This window comes from Nonomuraea sp. N2-4H (assembly GCF_045291505.1).
Lineage (GTDB): Bacteria > Actinomycetota > Actinomycetes > Streptosporangiales > Streptosporangiaceae > Nonomuraea > Nonomuraea fastidiosa.
In genome coordinates, this window is sequence record NZ_CP147987.1 from 6,083,895 (window position 1) to 6,099,683 (window position 15,789).

Sequence of the window (15,789 nt, forward strand, 5' to 3'; positions counted from 1 at the left end):
CATGAGGCTTGGCCGTTCCGCCAGGGCCGCCATCATCGGGTTCGCTTTGACGCTCGGTGCCGTGGCGTGCAGCTCGGGCGGCGACCCGAACACCAGCGCCCCTCCGTCCGCCGCCGCGGCGGGAGGGCTGGAGAAGACCCAGCTCAAGGTCGCCACGCTGCCGGCGATCGACAGCGCCGCCATCTACGTGGCCATCGACCAAGGGCTCTTCGAGAAGGAGGGCCTGGAGGTGACCCCGCAAGTCGTCCAGGCCGCTCCAGAGGCCATACCCATGCTGGTCAAGGGCGAGATCGACGCGATGTTCGGCAACTACGTGTCGATGTTCGCCGCGCACGACAAGCAGGCGCTGAAAGTGCGCATCCTGGCCGAGGGCTCTCGCGCGGCCCCCGACTCGCTCAGCATCATGGCCCTGCCGGACTCACCGATCAAAACGCCCAAGGACCTGGAGGGCAAGACGATCAACGTCAACGTCCTGCACAACTTCCAGGAGCTGGCGCTCACCCAGGTGCTCAAGGCCAACAACGTCGACCCCACCAAGATCAACTATGTGCAGGTGACGTTCCAGAACATCATGCCGTCGTGGAAGGGCGGCCAGATCGACGCCGCCTATCTCGGCGAGCCCATGGTCACGGCCGCCACGGCCACCATGGGCGCCCGCAAGATCCTCGACCCGGCCTCCGGCCCCGCGGCCGAGTTCCCCATCTCCGGGTACGTCAGCACCCAGGAGTGGTACGACGAGCACCCGAAGACCGCCGCGGCCTTCCAGCGGGCCATACACAACGCGGGCAAGCTCATGGCCAACAACCGTGAGGTGGTGGCCAAGGTGCTGCCCACGTTCACGCAGATCGACGCCGCCACCGCGGCCACGGTGACCTTCCCCTACTTCTCCAGCAACGACAACCCGGTCCGCCTCCAGCGGGTGGCCGACTGGATGCTGGAGGCGAAGTGGCTGTCGAAGGCCATCGACGTCAAGACGCTCATGTCGCCCACCACGTCCGGGTGAGCGCGCAGACCCTGTCACCCGCCCGCCCGGCGTCACCGGCCACGCGGTGGTCGCGCCGGGCGGCGGGGGCGCTCGCCTTCGCCGCGCTGATCGAGCTGCTCAGCAGGACGGGTCTCGCCGACCCCGAGTTCCTGCCGCCCGCCAGCGAGATCCTCGTCAGGGCGGCCGGGCTCGTGGCCGACCCCGCCTTCCATGCCCACGCGCTGGCCAGCGCGCTCGCCTGGGCGATCGGGCTGTGCCTGGCGGCCGTGGTCGCCGTGCCGCTGGGCGTGCTGCTGGGCAGCGTGCCGATCATCGACGCCGCCACCCGCTCGGTGGTGGAGTTCCTGCGGCCGATCCCGTCGGTGGCGCTGATCCCGCTGGTGGCGCTGATCATCGGCACCGGCCTGCAGCAGCGCGTCGCGCTCGTCTTCTACGCCTCGCTCTGGCCCGTCCTCTACAACACCATGTACGGCCTGCGCGGCGTCGACCCCGTGGCCAAGGAGTCGCTGCGCTCCTACGGCTTCGGCCCGCTGTCGGTCCTGATGCGCGTCAGCCTCCCCGCCTCGGCGCCCTTCATCCTCACGGGCGTCCGCCTGGCGTCCGGGGTGGCGCTCATCCTGACCGTGAGCACCGAGATCGTGGCCGGCCGCGGCGAGGGCATCGGCGTGTTCATCTTCTTCGCCGGCATCGCGGTGCCCGCCCGCATGACCGACATCCTGGCCGGGGTGTTCTGGGTCGGGGTGTTCGGCGTGCTGGTCAACGCGCTGCTGGTCTGGGTCGAGCGCCACACCTTCCGCTGGCACCACGAGCAGCTCGGGAGGCCGTCATGAGGAGAGGCTTCGCTAGGGGGCGCGGCAGGCGTACGGCCGTCTTCCGCGTCCTCGTGCTGGCCGTGCTCGTCGCGCTGTGGGAGCTGGGCACGCGGCTTGCGGGCAGCACGTTCTTCCCGCCGCCGAGCACGATCGTGACCAGGATGCACTCCCTGTGGTTCTCCGGCTCGCCGGCCACGCTGTTCCTGACCGACGAGGCCATCCGCAACATCCTGCCCAGCCTGGGCCGGATGGCGATCGGCTTCGCCGCCGGCGCGCTGATCGGGGTGCTGCTCGGCCTCGCGGTGGGCCTGTCGGCCCGGGTGTACGACTACCTCGACGGCGTGCTGCAGTTCCTGCGCGCGGTCCCGCCGCCCGCGCTGGCCACGGTCTTCGTGGTGCTGTTCGGGTTCGGGATGAAGATGCAGCTGGCGTTCATGATCTTCAGCATCGTGTGGCCGGTGCTGCTCAACACCGCCGACGGCGCCCGTTCGGTGGAGCCACTGCATCTGCAGACCTGCCAGGCGTTCCGGCTCTCGTGGGCCGAGCGGCTGTGGCGGGTGATCCTGCCCTCGACGCTGCCCAAGATGTTCGCCGGGCTGCGGCTGGCCGTGTCGCTCTCCCTGATCGTCATGGTCTTCTCCGAGCTGCTGCCCGGCACGTCCAACGGCATCGGCTTCCAGCTCACCGGCGCCTACCAGAGCTTCGACCTGCCCGCCATGTGGGCCGGTATCGTGCTGCTCGGCGTGCTGGGCTACCTGCTCAACGAGCTGTTCCTGGTCGTCGAGCGGCGGGTGCTCGCCTGGCACCGCGCCGCCAGGAACCTCGTCGGTTAGAGTCCCTGCCGTGCGGACGATGATCGTGGGCGGCGGCATCGGGGGCCTCAGCACGGCGCTCAGCCTGCATGCCGCCGGACTTGACTGCGTGGTGGTGGAGGCGGCCCGTACGCTGCGGCCGCTCGGCGTGGGCATCAACCTCCAGCCCCACGCCGTGCGCGAGCTGACCGAGCTCGGCCTCGGCGATGCGCTGGCCGGGCTGGGCGTGGAGACGACGTTCATGACCTTCGCCGATCGGCACGGCAACGTCATCCTGTCCCTGCCGCGCGGCCGGAAGGCCGGCTACCGGTGGCCCCAGTACAGCATTCACCGCGGCGAGCTGCAGCTCGCGCTGCTCGCCGCGGTGCGGGAGCGGGGCGTGCCGGTGCGCACGGGCGTCAGGTTCGAGGACGTCGCGCAGGACGGCGACGGCGTGCTCGTCACGCTGCGCGAGGGCGATGAGCTGGTGCGGGAGCGGGCCGACGTGCTGGTCGGCGCCGACGGCGTGCAGTCGGCGGTGCGCGAGCGGCTGTGGCCGTCCGGCGGGCCACTGCTGTGGTCGGGCATCAGGATGTGGCGGGGGGTGGCCGAGGGCGAGCAGATCATGGACGGCGCGACCGTGCTCGTGGGCGGCTCCAACCGCGCCGGAAAATTTGTTACTTATCACATCTCTGCGCGTAATCCGCGGCTGATCAACTGGGTCGCGGAGGTGAAGGTGGACGAACCGGGCGTCGTTTCCGCCGCCGACTGGTACCGCCGGGGAAGTTCGGCGGAGGTGTCGGCGCATTTCGCGTCCTGGAAGTTTCGCCTCGCCGACATCGGCGCTTTGCTCTCCGCCACCGACCGGATACTCGAATATCCGATGGTCGATCGCGATCCGCTGCCGCAATGGCGGCAAGGGCGGGTGACGCTGCTCGGCGACGCCGCCCATCCGATGTACCCCATCGGGTCGAACGGCGGGTCGCAGGCGGTGCTCGACGCGCGGGTGCTGGCGCGCTGCCTGGCCACGCACGACGACGCCGAGCGCGGGCTGGCGGCGTACGAGGAGGAGCGGCGCCCGCCCACGTCGGCGCTGGTGCTTGCGCATCGGGCGCTGCCCATCGAAGAGACGATCACGCTGGTGACCGAGCGCGCCCCCAACGGGTTCGGTGGCATCCGCGAGGTGCTGAGCGAGGAGGAGCTGGCCGCCATGGCGGACGCGCAGCGAAGTATCTCGGACGCCGACGTGCGCGCGCTGAACGAAAGGGAGTCCTGGAGTGTATGAACCGCGGGCCCCCATGGCCGTGACGTTCCCGCAAGAGTAAGATCACGCCCCGAATAGGGTTACCTGACTGACATGTCATGCATTTACCGCTCCGCTAGAGTCATTTCCGGCTCTGAAAGAGTCGCCGCACTGCCCGCGGTCTCGCCCCCCAAGGAAATCCATTGCTCGAGATAGAGAACCTTTCCCATGTGTACGGCAGCGGTACTCCCAACGCGCACCACGCCATCGAAGGACTCAACCTGAGCGTCGCCGCGGGCGAACTGCTCTGCATCGTCGGCCCGTCGGGCTGCGGGAAGTCCACGCTGCTGCGCTCCATCGCCGGCCTGATCACCCCCACCGGCGGGCAGGTCAAGGTCGAGGGCGAGCTGGTCCGCCGGACGCCCGACAACCTCGCCGTGGTCTTCCAGGACTACAGCCGCTCGCTGTTCCCCTGGATGTCGGTCGCCGACAACGTGGCGCTGCCGCTGCGCCGCAAGAACATGGACAAGCGCCAGCGCCGCGAGGCCGCCCAGGAGGCCCTGGAGTCGGTGGGGCTCGAAGGCGCCGCGCGCAAATACCCGTTCCAGCTCTCCGGCGGCATGCAGCAGCGGGTGGCGATCGCCCGCGCGCTGGCCTACCGGCCCTCGCTGCTGCTCATGGACGAGCCGTTCGGCTCGGTGGACGCCCAGACCAGGGAGGACCTTGAGGACCTGGTGCTCAAGGTGCGCGGCCACCACCAGATGACGATCGTGCTCATCACCCACGACATCGACGAGAGCGTCTACGTGGGCGACCGGGTGGTCGTGCTGTCCAAGGCGCCGGCGCACGTCGTGGGCGACCTGAAGGTGGACCTGCCCGCCCCGCGCGACCAGATCACCACGCGCGAGCACCCCGACTTCGTGCACCTGCGCGCCGAGGTCGGCCGTCTGGTGCGCGGCCACGCCACCGTCTGACGGCGCCTGCGAAAGCCGGCCCTGTGTCCGGCTCCGTACGCACGACGAGGCGCCGCCCGGCCTCCCGGGCGGCGCCTCGTCACACGTGTGTCAGACCGGCGAGTGCATGTGGCGGGTCAGGGCGTGCTCCACCAAAGTGATCAAGGTGGCCTTGACCGATTCGCGCTGCCGGGCGTCGAGACGCACGATCGGGATGTGCTCACCGATCGACAGCGCCTCTCTGATCTCCTCCTCGGCGTGCGCGAAGTGCCCGTCCCAGCCGTTGACGCCGATCACGAACGGCAGCTTGGCCTCTTCGAAGTAGTCGATGGCCGGGAAGCTGTCGGCGAGCCGGCGGGTGTCCACGAGGACGACGGCGCCGATGGCACCGCGTACGAGGTCGTCCCACATGAACCAGAACCGGTGCTGTCCGGGCGTGCCGAACAGGTAGAGAATCAGATCACGATCGAGTGAGACCCGGCCGAAGTCCATCGCGACGGTCGTGGTCGTCTTGTTCGGCGTGAGCGAGACGTCGTCGACGTGCGCCGAGGCGTCCGTCATGACCGCCTCCGTGGTGAGCGGCAGGATCTCCGAAACCGCACCCACGAACGTCGTCTTCCCCACGCCGAAGCCTCCGGCCACGACGATCTTCGTCGAGGTTAGGCCGGGGCTAGAGCCTGCGAAGTCCACTGAGCACCCTTTCGAGCAAGTTGAGGTCCGGCTTTCCCGCGTCCAGCGCAGGCTGGTGCACGCGGATCAGGCCTTCCGACGCCATGTCGGCGATCAGCACCCGGACCACGCCAAGAGGCTGGCGTAAAAGGGCGGAGATCTCGGCAACCGACCGGACGTTCCGAGTCAGCTGAATGATCGCCTGATACTCCGGACTTAGTAGGGAAATGTCTTGGTATTCCGACGTCACGGAGGACACGAGGGCCTCCATGGCGAACTTCATCCGCGGGGCCGTACGCCCCCCGGTCACGGCATAGGGCCGTACCAGGGAGCTCGGCTTCTGCGGACGGGGAGCCGCCGGATGCGGCGGAGTACTATCACCAGCCCAACCCTGCTGACCTGACACCATGTTCTCCTGTCACCGCCCGTTTTCAGCGGGGGCGGGCCGCTTGCAGCTCAGCGCGTACGGCCGGAGTCAGCACCTGACCGGCCCGCTCGACCAGCAACGTCATCTGGTACGCGACCAGACCCATGTCACAGTCGGGAGCGGCCAGCACGGCCAAGCAGGATCCGTCACTGATCGACATGATCATCAAGAGCCCACGCTGCATTTCGATAACGGTCTGGGTCACCATACCGCCCTCGAACACCCGCGCGGCGCCCTGGGTCAAGCTGATCACGCCGGAGGCCACCGCGGCCAGCTGGTCGGCCCGGTCCTTGGGGAACCCCTCGGAGAAGGCCAGCGGCAACCCGTCAGACGACACCACGACCGTGTGGGCGACGCCTGGCACGTTGTTCACGAAGTCCGTGATCAGCCAGCTAATGCCGCGCGCTCCCTGGCTCATTTCTCTCATTTGTCCTCCTCGTGTACTTCTCCGCGGGTGACCGCCCGGCCTTGCCGGACACCCTGCTGGAAGCTGGAGAGCCGGCTGCGCAACCGCTCGGGTGAGATCTGCGGTGCCGGTGACGTCGCCTGGGGCTCGGCCAGGCTAGCCGTACCGGGCACCAGGTTGGCCTTGGGGACACGCCGCGGCAGGCCCGACGCCGTCACACCGCCCATCTGCGGCTTGATGGCGGCCTGCGCGGCCTGGAAGCCGGAGTCCGCGGGCGACGACCACGACGAGCTGAGGCCCGACGCGCCCGGCTTGCGCTGCGGCAGCCCGGACCGGCTCGTGCCGCCCTGAGCCGCCCCCTGCGGCGGCGGACCGTCGGCGCTCACCGGCGGATGGACCGCGGTGCTCTCCGGATCGGACTCGGGCTCCGGCTCGGAGCGCTGCTTGAGCACCTCCGGGTCGGGACGCCGGAACCAGTCGGACCCGACCGACGAGAAGATCGGCAGGTACTCCTCGTTCTGCTCGTCCATCGGCGAGTTGCGCACCGCGGGGAGCGGACCGGTCATGTCCTGCGAGGAGTACTCGCCGGGACCGAACGGGTTGTAGGAAGAGTGGCCGTTCTGCTCGAACTGGTCGGCCGGCTTGGGCTCCTCCGCGAACGGCGAGCGGTAGCCCTCGCCGAACTGGGGCTTGGGCCGGTCGCCCGCGTCGAACAGCGACCTGCGCGGCAGCGGGTCGGCGAAGGACGACCAGCTCGACTCCTCCTCCTGCTGCTGCGGCGGCTCGGTCGCGAAGGACGGCCACTGCGGCTCGTCGTTCTGCGGCGGCGGTGGCTGCTCGGCGAACGAGGGCCACCGGTTCTCCGCGAACGACTGCTGCTCCGCGGCGGGCTGCGGCGTCTCCTCGGCGAAGGAGGGCCAGCGGGGCTCGCCGGCGGACTGCTGCGGCACGGCCGGAGGCTCTTCGGCGAACGACGGCCAGCGGGGCTCGTCGGCCCGCTGCGGCTCGCCGGCGCCCGACGGCTGCTCGCCGCCGAAGACCGACGGCTGGTCACCGAACGCGGACGGCGCCGGGTCGGGGAAGGACGGCGACTGCTCGCCGAACGACGGCCAGTTGCCGCCGGAGCCAGGCGGGGGCACAGAACCCGGCCACTGGGTGTCCATGACCTGGCCGGGCACGTCGTCGAACGACGGGTGGCCGTTGCGCGACGGCTGGCCGAACGAGCTCGGGTCGAACGAGGTGAACGCCTCGTACTGGCCGCCCTGCTGCTTGCCGGTGCCGGTGCTGATGAGCACGTCGGGCATCATCACCAGGGCGCTCAGGCCGCCGTGCTCGCGCTGGCTGAGCTGGACGCGGATGCCGTGGCGCAGGGCCAGGCGGCCGACCACGAACAGGCCCATGCGGCGGGAGACGGACACGTCCACGACGGGCGGGTTGGCCAGGCGCCAGTTGGCCTCGGCCAGCTCCTCCTGGCTCATGCCGATGCCCTGGTCGTTGATCGTGACTAGGACGCCGCCCTCGGTGGGCGTGCTGGTCACGGTGACCTTGCTCTCGCGCGGAGAGAAGGAGATCGCGTTCTCGATCAGCTCGGCGAGCAGGTGGACGGCGTCGGTGACGGCGGCGCCGACGATCATGGTGCCGGACGGGATCTGGATCTGGACCCGTTCGTAGCCCTCGACCTCCGACAGCGAGGCGCGGGCGATGTCGACCAGCGGAACCGGCTCGCTCCACTTGCGCGCGGCCTCCTGGCCGGCGAGAACCAGGAGGTTCTCGCTGTTGCGCCGCATGCGGGTGGCCAGGTGGTCGAGGCGGAAGAGGTTGGCGAGTCGCTGCTCGTCCTCCTCACCCTGCTCCAGGCCCTCGATGAGCTGCAGCTGCCGCTCGACCAGCGTCTGGCTGCGGCGGGAGAGGTTGACGAACATGGCGTTGACATTGGCGCGCAGCTTGGCCTCGTCGCCCGCCAGGCGGATCGCCTCGCGGTGGACCTCGTCGAACGCCCGCGCCACCTCACCGATCTCGTCACGGGTGTTGATGCCGACCGACGGCGCCTCGGGCACCTGGGCGCCCTCACCCTGCTCACGCAGCATGCGGACGGTCTCGGGCAGCCGGGTCGTGGCGACCTGCAGCGCCTCGGCCCGCAGCCGGCGCAGCGGGCGGACCAGCGAACCGGCCACGCGGGTGGTGATGATCAGGACCAGGAGCAGCAGGACGAGGATCAGCGCACCGGAGATGATGGCGTTGCGCTGCTCGGCCTCGCTCAGGTCGCGGGTGGTCGTCACGATCTTGGTGGCCAGGCCGTCCTCGACCTTGCGCATCGCGTTGGAGACGGTCGTGGTGACCTCGTACCACTCGTTGAGGTCGCGGTTGGTGGTGACGTCGAGATCGCGGATGCGGTTGCCGGCGCTCACCTGGGCGAGCGCGCGCTGCCGCATCGCGTCGGCGAGGTCGACGTCGGGGCCCTTGACCGTGTCGCGGTAGGTCTTGAGGTCCTCCGGAGCGGCCTCCTGCTCGAAGGAGGCCAGCTCGGTCTGCTGCTTGTCCCAGGAGCCGAGGAAGTCCGACCAGTCGGTGCTGTCGACCTTGAGCGCGCGCTGGATCATCGTGTTGATCAGGATGATCTGCTGGCGCGCCGTCTCCTCCTTCATCCGCTGCAGCGAGCCGAGCGCGGCCACGTCACCTTGCAGGCGGTCGTCGGCGACGCCGTCACCGAGGTCGCCCTGCAGGCTGGAGAACGTCTCGATCATCGTGCTGTACGTGCCGACGACGGCTCGGGGCGGGATGTTGCCCGTCATCGACTCGCGCAGGCTGTCGAGGCCCTCCAGCCAGCGGCGCATGTTCCTGACGCCCTCGCGCACGCGCGCGGAGTGGGAGGCGTCGATGGCGGATGCGGCCGACAGCACCTGCTGCTTGGCCTTGTCGGTGGCCTGGCGCTGCGTCTTGAGCTGCACCAGGCGGCCGCCCCTGCGGCGGTCGGCGACGTACCAGGCGGTGAGCGTACGCTCCCTGGCCAGCTCGTGGTTCAGCCCGCCGACGCGCTGGACCAGCTCGGCCACCTGGGTGAGCCGCTTGTACTCGGCGCTGGTGCCGATGGCGTCGGCCAGCTGGATGCCGGCGAGCAGCACGCCCACGACGGTGGGGATGAGGATCAGAGCGACCAGCCTTGAGCGCACACGCCAGTTCGCCAGCCGGAACCGTCCGCCTGTGTACTCCCCTGGCCTGGTGTGCCTGGGGTCTTTCGTCCTCACTGAGTCTCGCAACCTCTCGCCGGTACGTGCTCGAAGAAAATCAGACACGCGTGTGGCGCATGGGATTCTGTCCGGCCGGGTAATTGGAACACAACCCGTACCAGATCGGCCAACTGAACATATCCCATCACAGGCGCCCAAAGAGGCACTTTGGGCACTGACGCCACCACGTTTTCAGGCGGGCCGGAACGAATCCCGCTCGGCCGGTGCCGCGTGCTTCACCATCAGGTGCCGCGTCACCGAGTACTCCTGCACCGCCTCCTGGCTCATGTCCTTGCCGAACCCGCTGCCCTTGACCCCGCCGTGCGGAGCCTCGCTGGCGATCGGCAGATGATCGTTGACCCAGGTCACGCCCACGTCCAGCCGGTGGGACACGCGCATCGCGCGAGCCACGTCACGCGACCACACCGACGAGGCGAGGCCGTATCTAGTGTCGTTGGCCAGCCGGACCGCTTCGTCCTCTCCATCGAAGGGGAGCGCCACCAGGACCGGTCCAAACAGCTCATCCTGGACGATCTCGCTGGTCTGTGCGACATCGGTCACAAGCGTGGGCGGGTAGAAAAAGCCGGAGCCCCCACTCGGGGAGCCGCCGTACAGGACGCGCCCGCCGGCCCGCGAGACGAAGCCGTGCACCCGGTCGCGGTGCGCGGCGGAGATCAGCGGGCCGATGTCCGTCGAGGGATCCCAGGGATCGCCGACGGTGATGCCGGCCAGGGTCTCCCTGAGCGCCTCCACCGCGTCGCCGAAGATCTCTCGGGCGACGTAGACGCGGGTGGCGGCGGTGCAGTCCTGGCCGGTGTTGTACGTGGCCCCCATGGCCACCCCACGGGCCATCTCCGCCAGGTCGGCGTCCTCGAACACCAGCGCCGGCGCTTTACCGCCGAGTTCGAGGTGGACCCGCTTGAGCGTGGCCGCGGCGCCGGTCATGACCGCGCGACCGGTCTCGGTGGAGCCGGTGACGCTGACCATGTCCACGCCGGGGTCGGTGACGAGGGCCTGGCCCACCTCGGCGTCGCCGGTGACGGCGCGTACCAGGCCCTCGGGAGCGCCGGCCGCGGCGAACAGCTCGGCCAGACGCAGCGTCGTGCGGGGAGTCTGGGGGCCGGCTTGATCACCACGGCGTTGCCCGCGGCCACCGCCGGCCCGACCTTCCAGACCGCCATCACGAACGGGAAGTTCCACGGCGCGATCGACCCCACCACACCGACGGGCCTGCGCAGCAGGACCGAGGTGTAGCCGGCGCTGAACACCCCGGCACCCGTGCCCTCCAGGGAACGGGCGGCCCCGGCGAAGAAGCGCAGGTTGTCGACGGCGAAGGGCAGCTCGCCGTCGCGGAAGACCGCCGCCGGCTTGCCCGTCTCCTCGACCTCCAGCCTGGTCAGCTCCTCGGCCTCGGCCTCCACCAGGTCGGCCACCTTCAGCAGCACCCGGGCGCGCTCGGCGGGCGTGGCCTGCGACCACTCCTCGTACGCGGCCCGCGCGGCGGCGACGGCCTTGGCGACCTCCTCCACGGGCGTGTCGGGAACCTCGGCGAAGGCGAGGCCGGTGGCGGGGTTGATCAGTGTGCGCATCAGGAAGACTTCAACTTTCAGGTCGTGCTAACGAGCGAGCTGCTCGATCAGGTCGGCGGCCTTGCGCAGGCCGTCACGGCGCCGGATCTCCTCGCCCGCGGCGGCGATGCGCGCCCGCAGCTCGGTGTCGCCGAGCAGCTTCGCGATCGCCCCTGTGAGTTCCTCGTCGGCGAAGGTGTAGGTGGAGAGCCTCACACCGTAGCCGAGCTCATCGACCCTCTGGGCGTTGTCGTACTGGTCCCAGAAGAGCGGCAGCAAGATCATCGGCTTGCCGAAGTGCAGTGCCTCGGTGGTCGTGTTGTTGCCGCCATGGGTGATGACCAAGTCACACAGTGGGATGATCTTAGTCTGCGGAAGGAACTCCTCGCCCCACATGTTGTCGTGGAGCTTGATCTCCTCGTGCAGCGGGCCCTTGGAGACGATGTACTGGTGCGGGGTGGTGCCCAGCACGTCGATCACGCGCTGCATGAGCTCCACGTCGGCGGAGCCGAGCGAGCCGAGCGAGAAGTAGATCAGCGCGTGCTCGTTGCGCTCGAAGGGCAGCGTGAAGTCCTCGTCGGTCTCGCGCACCGAGGAGTCCAGGCGGTGCCACGTCGGGCCCAGGGGGCGGTCGGCGACGTAGTCGAGGATCTCCGGGTAGACGTAGAGGTTCAGGTCGCCCTCGTGGATGAAGTCGAGGTCGGGCAGCGGCGGGGTGCCCTGCTCGACGCACCACTCGTTCCAGGCGGTCCACAGCTCGCGGTGGGTGCGCTCGTACTCGGCGCGGAAGGCGTCCCACTCCGAGCGGTCGCCGGCGGGCAGGCCGGAGAAGACCGGCGGGATGTTCGGGCCGCGCACCTCCAGCGGCTGGCAGGAGACGATCCGGACGAACTTCTTGCCCGCGGTGATCAGAGCGGGGAACGTGAGCACGTTGTCCTCGATGATCACGTCGGGGTTCACCCGCTCGATGATGGCCTTGAGCTGCGGCTCGCAGTACTTCGCGCCGTCGATCAGCTCGGCCCAGATGGGCTTGATGACGGTCTCGAGCTGCTCCCTCGTGCTCTTGCGGTACTCCGGCGCCGTGTCGCGGATGAAGTCCTTCCAGAACTGGCCCGGGTCCTGCTCCTCGTCGGACGGCGGGGCCAGGTCGACCAGGTCCTCCTCGAAGCCGAGGGCCTCGAGCTTGCCCTTCCATGACGCCTCGGCGGCGAAGACGACGCGGTGACCGCGCTTGCGCAGGATGTCGCCGATGCCGATGCAGTTGTTGGTCGGTCCGTACGCGCTTTCCGGCATGAACAGGAACGTGAGAGACATCGAGACTCCTGGGGACACTCGTTATTTTGAAGGTGAATTCAAAAACGGATCTAGCGTGAAGGTCAAGTTAAGGGCACTATGGTCACGGCTAACTGAAAAGTGGCCCAACGAGTGAAGGTGGTGAGGGTGGCTCAGCGTAAGAGCCGCAGTGATCGGCGCATCGACTTGATCGAGGCCGCGCGCAGGGCCATCATCCGCCACGGCATCGACGGCGTACAGCTCTCGCACGTCGCCGAGGAGGCCGGGCTGACCTCCGGGGCCGTGCTGTACCACTACCCCGACCTCAGCGAGCTGCTGGTCGAGGCGCAGCAGGCGGGCATGGAGCGCTTCTACGAGCAGCGCCTGCGCCAGCTCGCCACCCTCACCGACCCGGTCGAGAAGCTGGTCGTCACGATCAGGTCGGGGCTGCCCACCGGGCCGCTCGACCCCGACGTGCGCCTGCTCAACGAGCTGGGCGGAGCCGCGGGCCGCAACCGCGTCTACGGCGTGCTGCTCACCTCCCTCTACGACCGCCAGGTCTCGATGTACCAGGCGATCCTGGACACCGGGGCGGCGATCGGCGTGTTCCGGCTGAGCGCCGACTCGCTGACGATCGCCCGCAACCTGGTGGCCCTGGAGGACGCCTACGGCTACCGCATCACCGCCAGGCACCCCCTGATCGGCCCGGACGAGGCGGCCGAGCTGATCCTCTCCTACGCCCGCGCGGCCACGGGCAACGACCTGATTCACTGACCCGCCGCCATGATGACCGCGTCCTCGGCCTTCCAGCACACCTTGACCTTGGCGCCGGCCTTGATCGTGCTGGCGCCCTGGACGGCGGCCAGCACCGGCTTGTCGCGGTCCTTCACCTCGATCGACAGGTGCGAGACGCCGCCGAAGAAGCTGACGTCGAGCACGGTGCCCGGCAGGCCCCTGGTGTCGTCCTCGCCGGCCAGCTCGATCTTCTCGGGCCGGACCGCGAGCAGCGCGCCGGTGCCCTCATCCAGCTCCTCGATCAGCGTGCCCTCGAGCGTGCCGAACGCCTCGCTCTTGATGCCGTCCGAACCGTTCACGGTGCCCTCGAAGAGGTTGTTGGCGCCGACGAAGTCGGCCACGAACGGCGTGCGGGGCCGCTCGTAGAGCTCGATCGGCTCGTCCACCTGGCAGACCTTGCCGCTGTCGAAGACCGCGATGCGGTCGGCCAGCGACATGGCCTCCTCCTGGTCGTGCGTCACGACCACGAACGTGATGCCCACCTCGTTCTGCAGCCGCTTGAGTTCGAGCTGCATGTCGGCGCGGACCTTCTTGTCCAGGGCCGACAGCGGCTCGTCGAGCAGCAGCAGCCGGGGCCGCTTGACGATCGAGCGGGCGAGGGCGACCCGCTGCCGCTGGCCGCCGGAGAGCTGGGCGGGCTTGCGCGAGGCGTGCGCCGACAGGCCGACCGTCTCCAGCACCTCGCCGACCCGCTGCTTGATCTCGGCGCGGGGCAGGCGCTCGCGCTCCAGCCCGTACGCGACGTTCTTGGCCACGGTCATGTGCGGGAACAGCGCGTACGACTGGAACATCATGCTGATCGGCCGCTTGTTCGGCGGCTTGGCGAGCAGGTCCTCGCCGTCGAGCGTGACGCCGCCCGCGTCGGGCGTCTCGAAGCCCGCGATGATGCGCAGCAGCGTGGTCTTGCCGCACCCGGAGGGGCCGAGCAGGGCGAAGAACTCCCCCTGGCGGATCTCCAGCGAGACGTCGTCCAGCGCGGTGACACTGCCGAATCTCCGGGTGATCCCGTCAATCTTGAGCACGCGATTCCCCGATCTTGGTCAGGCGCTGTCCGGCGATCACGGCGGTGAAGCTCACCAGGAGCAGGATCGCGGCCAGCGCGTTGATCTTCGGAGTGACCCCGAATCTGATCATGGAATAGATGACGATCGGCAGCGTCTGCTCGCTGTTGCCGATCGTGAAGTACGCGATCACGAACTCGTCCAGCGACAGCGTGAACGCGAGCAGCGCGCCGGCCACGATGCCCGGCATCAGCTGCGGCAGCGTGATCTTCATGAACGTCGTGACCGGGCCCGCGCCGAGGTCGCGCGAGGCCTCCTCCAGCGAGGTGTCGGCCCCCGTCAGCCGGGTGCGCACCACCGCCGCCACGAACGCCATCGAGAACACGCCGTGCGCCAGCACCGCCGAGTACAGGCCGAGCGTGAGCTGGATCGCCCCGTAGAACAGCAGCAGCCCGATGGCGATCACCAGGTCGGGCAGCACGGCGGGCATCAGCGAGATCGCTTCGAGCACCTTGGATCTGGTGTGCCTGACCAGGCCGACCGCCAGCAGCGTGCCGAGCACGGTGGCGATCACCGTGGACCCGGCGGCCACGATCAGCGTGTTCACCACGCCCGAGAGCACCCGGTCGTCGCGGACCAGCTCGCCGTACCACTTGAGGCTGAAGCCGTCGAAGCTGTAGGCCGAGTCGCCCGCGTTGAACGACATCACGACCAGGACGACGATCGGCAGGTACAGGAAGACGTACGTGGCCCAGAACGGGACGTACAGGAACTTCGACCTACGCACGGCGCGTCACCCATGCCTGAATCATGAGCAGCACGATCAGCACCGCGATGACCGCCAGCGCCAGCGTCGAGCCGAATGGCCAGTCGCGCGCCGTCAGGAACTGCTGCCTGATGAGGTTGCCCACCATGATCGACTTGCTGCCGCCGAGCAGCTCGGGGATGACGAAGTTGCCGAGGCTCGGCACGAACACGAACATGCTCCCGGTCAGCACGCCCGGCAGGGTCAGCGGCAGCGTGACCTTCCTGAACGTGGTGAACGCCGAGGCGCCCAGGTTGGCCGACGCCTCGCGGAGCTGCGGGTCGAGACGCTCGATGGCGGCGTACAGCGGCAGCACCATGAGCGGCAGGTACGAGTACAACAGTCCGGTCACGATCGCGCCGTCGTTGTAGAGCAGCTCCAGCGGCTCGATGCCGAAGACGTTCAGCGCGCTGTTGATCAGACCGGGACCGCTCAGCAGGATGATCCACGCGTAGACGCGGATGATGAAGTTCGTCCAGAACGGCAGCACGACGGCGACCAGCGCGATCGTCTTCCACTTACGCGGAAGCTGCGCGATCAGGTACGCCGTCGGATAGCCGATCAGCAGCGCGATCACGGTCGTCAGCACCGCGATCTTCAGCGACTGGACGACCACGTCGAAGTAGAGCGGGTCGAGCAGGCGGCTGAAGTTCTCGGTGGTGAACTCGTAGACGACCCCGCCGAAGCGCCCCCGCTGGAAGACCGTGTAGCTGAGCACCAGCGCGAGGGGCACCAGCAGCAGCACCAGCAGGTAGGTGAGCCCCGGCGTCAGGAACACGAACGCGCCCAGCCGGCGCCCTCGGGAGCGGGACGCCGGCCGGGCCTTGACCTTTGA

Annotated in this window: 14 protein-coding genes and 1 pseudogene; 6 read left to right on the forward strand and 9 right to left on the reverse strand. The window is 69.0% G+C overall.

All coding sequences use genetic code 11. From position 1 onward, the window contains the following. Nucleotide 1 precedes the first annotated feature (1 nt). From WBK31_RS27825 to WBK31_RS27845, 5 genes are all read left to right on the forward strand, one after another. Nucleotides 2-1,003 carry an ABC transporter substrate-binding protein gene (locus tag WBK31_RS27825; protein WP_364061341.1) on the forward strand — a complete coding sequence of 334 codons (1,002 nt, stop codon included), beginning with the start codon at nt 2-4 and terminating at the stop codon, nt 1,001-1,003. Continuing rightward, on the forward strand, nt 1,000-1,815 hold the full coding sequence (locus WBK31_RS27830; RefSeq protein WP_364061338.1) for an ABC transporter permease: 816 nt from the start codon (nt 1,000-1,002) through the stop codon (nt 1,813-1,815). The genes WBK31_RS27825 and WBK31_RS27830 overlap by 4 nt, the downstream gene beginning before the upstream one ends. Continuing rightward, nucleotides 1,812-2,630 (forward strand): ABC transporter permease, encoded by an 819-nt coding sequence (locus WBK31_RS27835; protein ID WP_364061335.1) that lies wholly within the window; start codon nt 1,812-1,814, stop codon nt 2,628-2,630. The genes WBK31_RS27830 and WBK31_RS27835 overlap by 4 nt, the downstream gene beginning before the upstream one ends. A gap of 19 nt (nt 2,631-2,649) precedes the next feature. Continuing rightward, a complete protein-coding gene (locus WBK31_RS27840; protein ID WP_406675535.1) occupies nt 2,650-3,873 on the forward strand; it encodes a flavin-dependent oxidoreductase in 1,224 nt (407 codons plus the stop codon). Nucleotides 3,874-4,034: 161 nt separating this feature from the next. Next, nucleotides 4,035-4,805: an ABC transporter ATP-binding protein gene (locus WBK31_RS27845; RefSeq protein WP_364061332.1), complete on the forward strand. Its 771-nt coding sequence runs from the start codon at nt 4,035-4,037 to the stop codon at nt 4,803-4,805. A 90-nt stretch (nt 4,806-4,895) separates the two neighbouring features. On the opposite strand, the gene WBK31_RS27850 is transcribed toward WBK31_RS27845, so the two are convergent. From WBK31_RS27850 to WBK31_RS27875, 6 genes and pseudogenes are all read right to left on the reverse strand, one after another. Beyond that, nucleotides 4,896-5,426 carry an ATP/GTP-binding protein gene (locus WBK31_RS27850; RefSeq protein ID WP_393203973.1) on the reverse strand — a complete coding sequence of 177 codons (531 nt, stop codon included), beginning with the start codon at nt 5,424-5,426 and terminating at the stop codon, nt 4,896-4,898. A gap of 28 nt (nt 5,427-5,454) precedes the next feature. Further along, a complete protein-coding gene (locus tag WBK31_RS27855; protein WP_245956307.1) occupies nt 5,455-5,862 on the reverse strand; it encodes a DUF742 domain-containing protein in 408 nt (135 codons plus the stop codon). 22 nt (nt 5,863-5,884) lie between these two features. Further along, entirely contained in the window at nt 5,885-6,298 is a 414-nt protein-coding gene (locus tag WBK31_RS27860; RefSeq protein ID WP_201760494.1) for a roadblock/LC7 domain-containing protein, read from the reverse strand. A gap of 5 nt (nt 6,299-6,303) precedes the next feature. Next, on the reverse strand, nt 6,304-9,456 hold the full coding sequence (locus WBK31_RS27865; protein ID WP_378786843.1) for a nitrate- and nitrite sensing domain-containing protein: 3,153 nt from the start codon (nt 9,454-9,456) through the stop codon (nt 6,304-6,306). A gap of 249 nt (nt 9,457-9,705) precedes the next feature. After that, nucleotides 9,706-11,102: pseudogene (locus tag WBK31_RS27870) on the reverse strand (aminobutyraldehyde dehydrogenase). Nucleotides 11,103-11,129: 27 nt separating this feature from the next. Next, the gene (locus WBK31_RS27875) at nt 11,130-12,395 is read right to left on the reverse strand and encodes a glycosyltransferase (RefSeq protein WP_364061319.1); all 1,266 of its coding nucleotides are present in this window, start codon (nt 12,393-12,395) and stop codon (nt 11,130-11,132) included. Between the two features lie 126 nt (nt 12,396-12,521). Here WBK31_RS27875 and WBK31_RS27880 point away from each other — a divergent pair, with 126 nt between their 5' ends. Further along, nucleotides 12,522-13,127 (forward strand): TetR family transcriptional regulator, encoded by a 606-nt coding sequence (locus WBK31_RS27880; RefSeq protein WP_364061316.1) that lies wholly within the window; start codon nt 12,522-12,524, stop codon nt 13,125-13,127. Here the strand turns inward: WBK31_RS27880 and WBK31_RS27885 are convergent. From WBK31_RS27885 to WBK31_RS27895, 3 genes are read right to left on the reverse strand one after another with little or no spacing between them, the layout of a single operon-like run. Continuing rightward, a complete protein-coding gene (locus tag WBK31_RS27885; protein ID WP_364061313.1) occupies nt 13,121-14,170 on the reverse strand; it encodes an ABC transporter ATP-binding protein in 1,050 nt (349 codons plus the stop codon). The genes WBK31_RS27880 and WBK31_RS27885 overlap by 7 nt on opposite strands. Then, on the reverse strand, nt 14,157-14,936 hold the full coding sequence (locus WBK31_RS27890) for an ABC transporter permease (protein WP_364061310.1): 780 nt from the start codon (nt 14,934-14,936) through the stop codon (nt 14,157-14,159). The genes WBK31_RS27885 and WBK31_RS27890 overlap by 14 nt, the downstream gene beginning before the upstream one ends. Next, on the reverse strand, nt 14,929-15,732 hold the full coding sequence (locus tag WBK31_RS27895) for an ABC transporter permease (protein WP_364061307.1): 804 nt from the start codon (nt 15,730-15,732) through the stop codon (nt 14,929-14,931). Before WBK31_RS27895 ends, WBK31_RS27890 begins: the two co-directional genes overlap by 8 nt. Between the last annotated feature and the right edge of the window lie 57 nt (nt 15,733-15,789).

Bases quoted from the DNA above. Each gene is read 5' to 3' on its own strand.
- WBK31_RS27825 (WP_364061341.1), top strand. From the start codon at position 2: ATGAGGCTTGGCCGTTCCGCCAGGGCCGCCATCATCGGGTTCGCTTTG.
- WBK31_RS27835 (WP_364061335.1), top strand. From the start codon at position 1,812: ATGAGGAGAGGCTTCGCTAGGGGGCGCGGCAGGCGTACGGCCGTCTTC.
- WBK31_RS27840 (WP_406675535.1), top strand. From the start codon at position 2,650: ATGATCGTGGGCGGCGGCATCGGGGGCCTCAGCACGGCGCTCAGCCTG.
- WBK31_RS27855 (WP_245956307.1), bottom strand. From the start codon at position 5,862: ATGGTGTCAGGTCAGCAGGGTTGGGCTGGTGATAGTACTCCGCCGCAT.
- WBK31_RS27860 (WP_201760494.1), bottom strand. From the start codon at position 6,298: ATGAGCCAGGGAGCGCGCGGCATTAGCTGGCTGATCACGGACTTCGTG.
- WBK31_RS27875 (WP_364061319.1), bottom strand. From the start codon at position 12,395: ATGTCTCTCACGTTCCTGTTCATGCCGGAAAGCGCGTACGGACCGACC.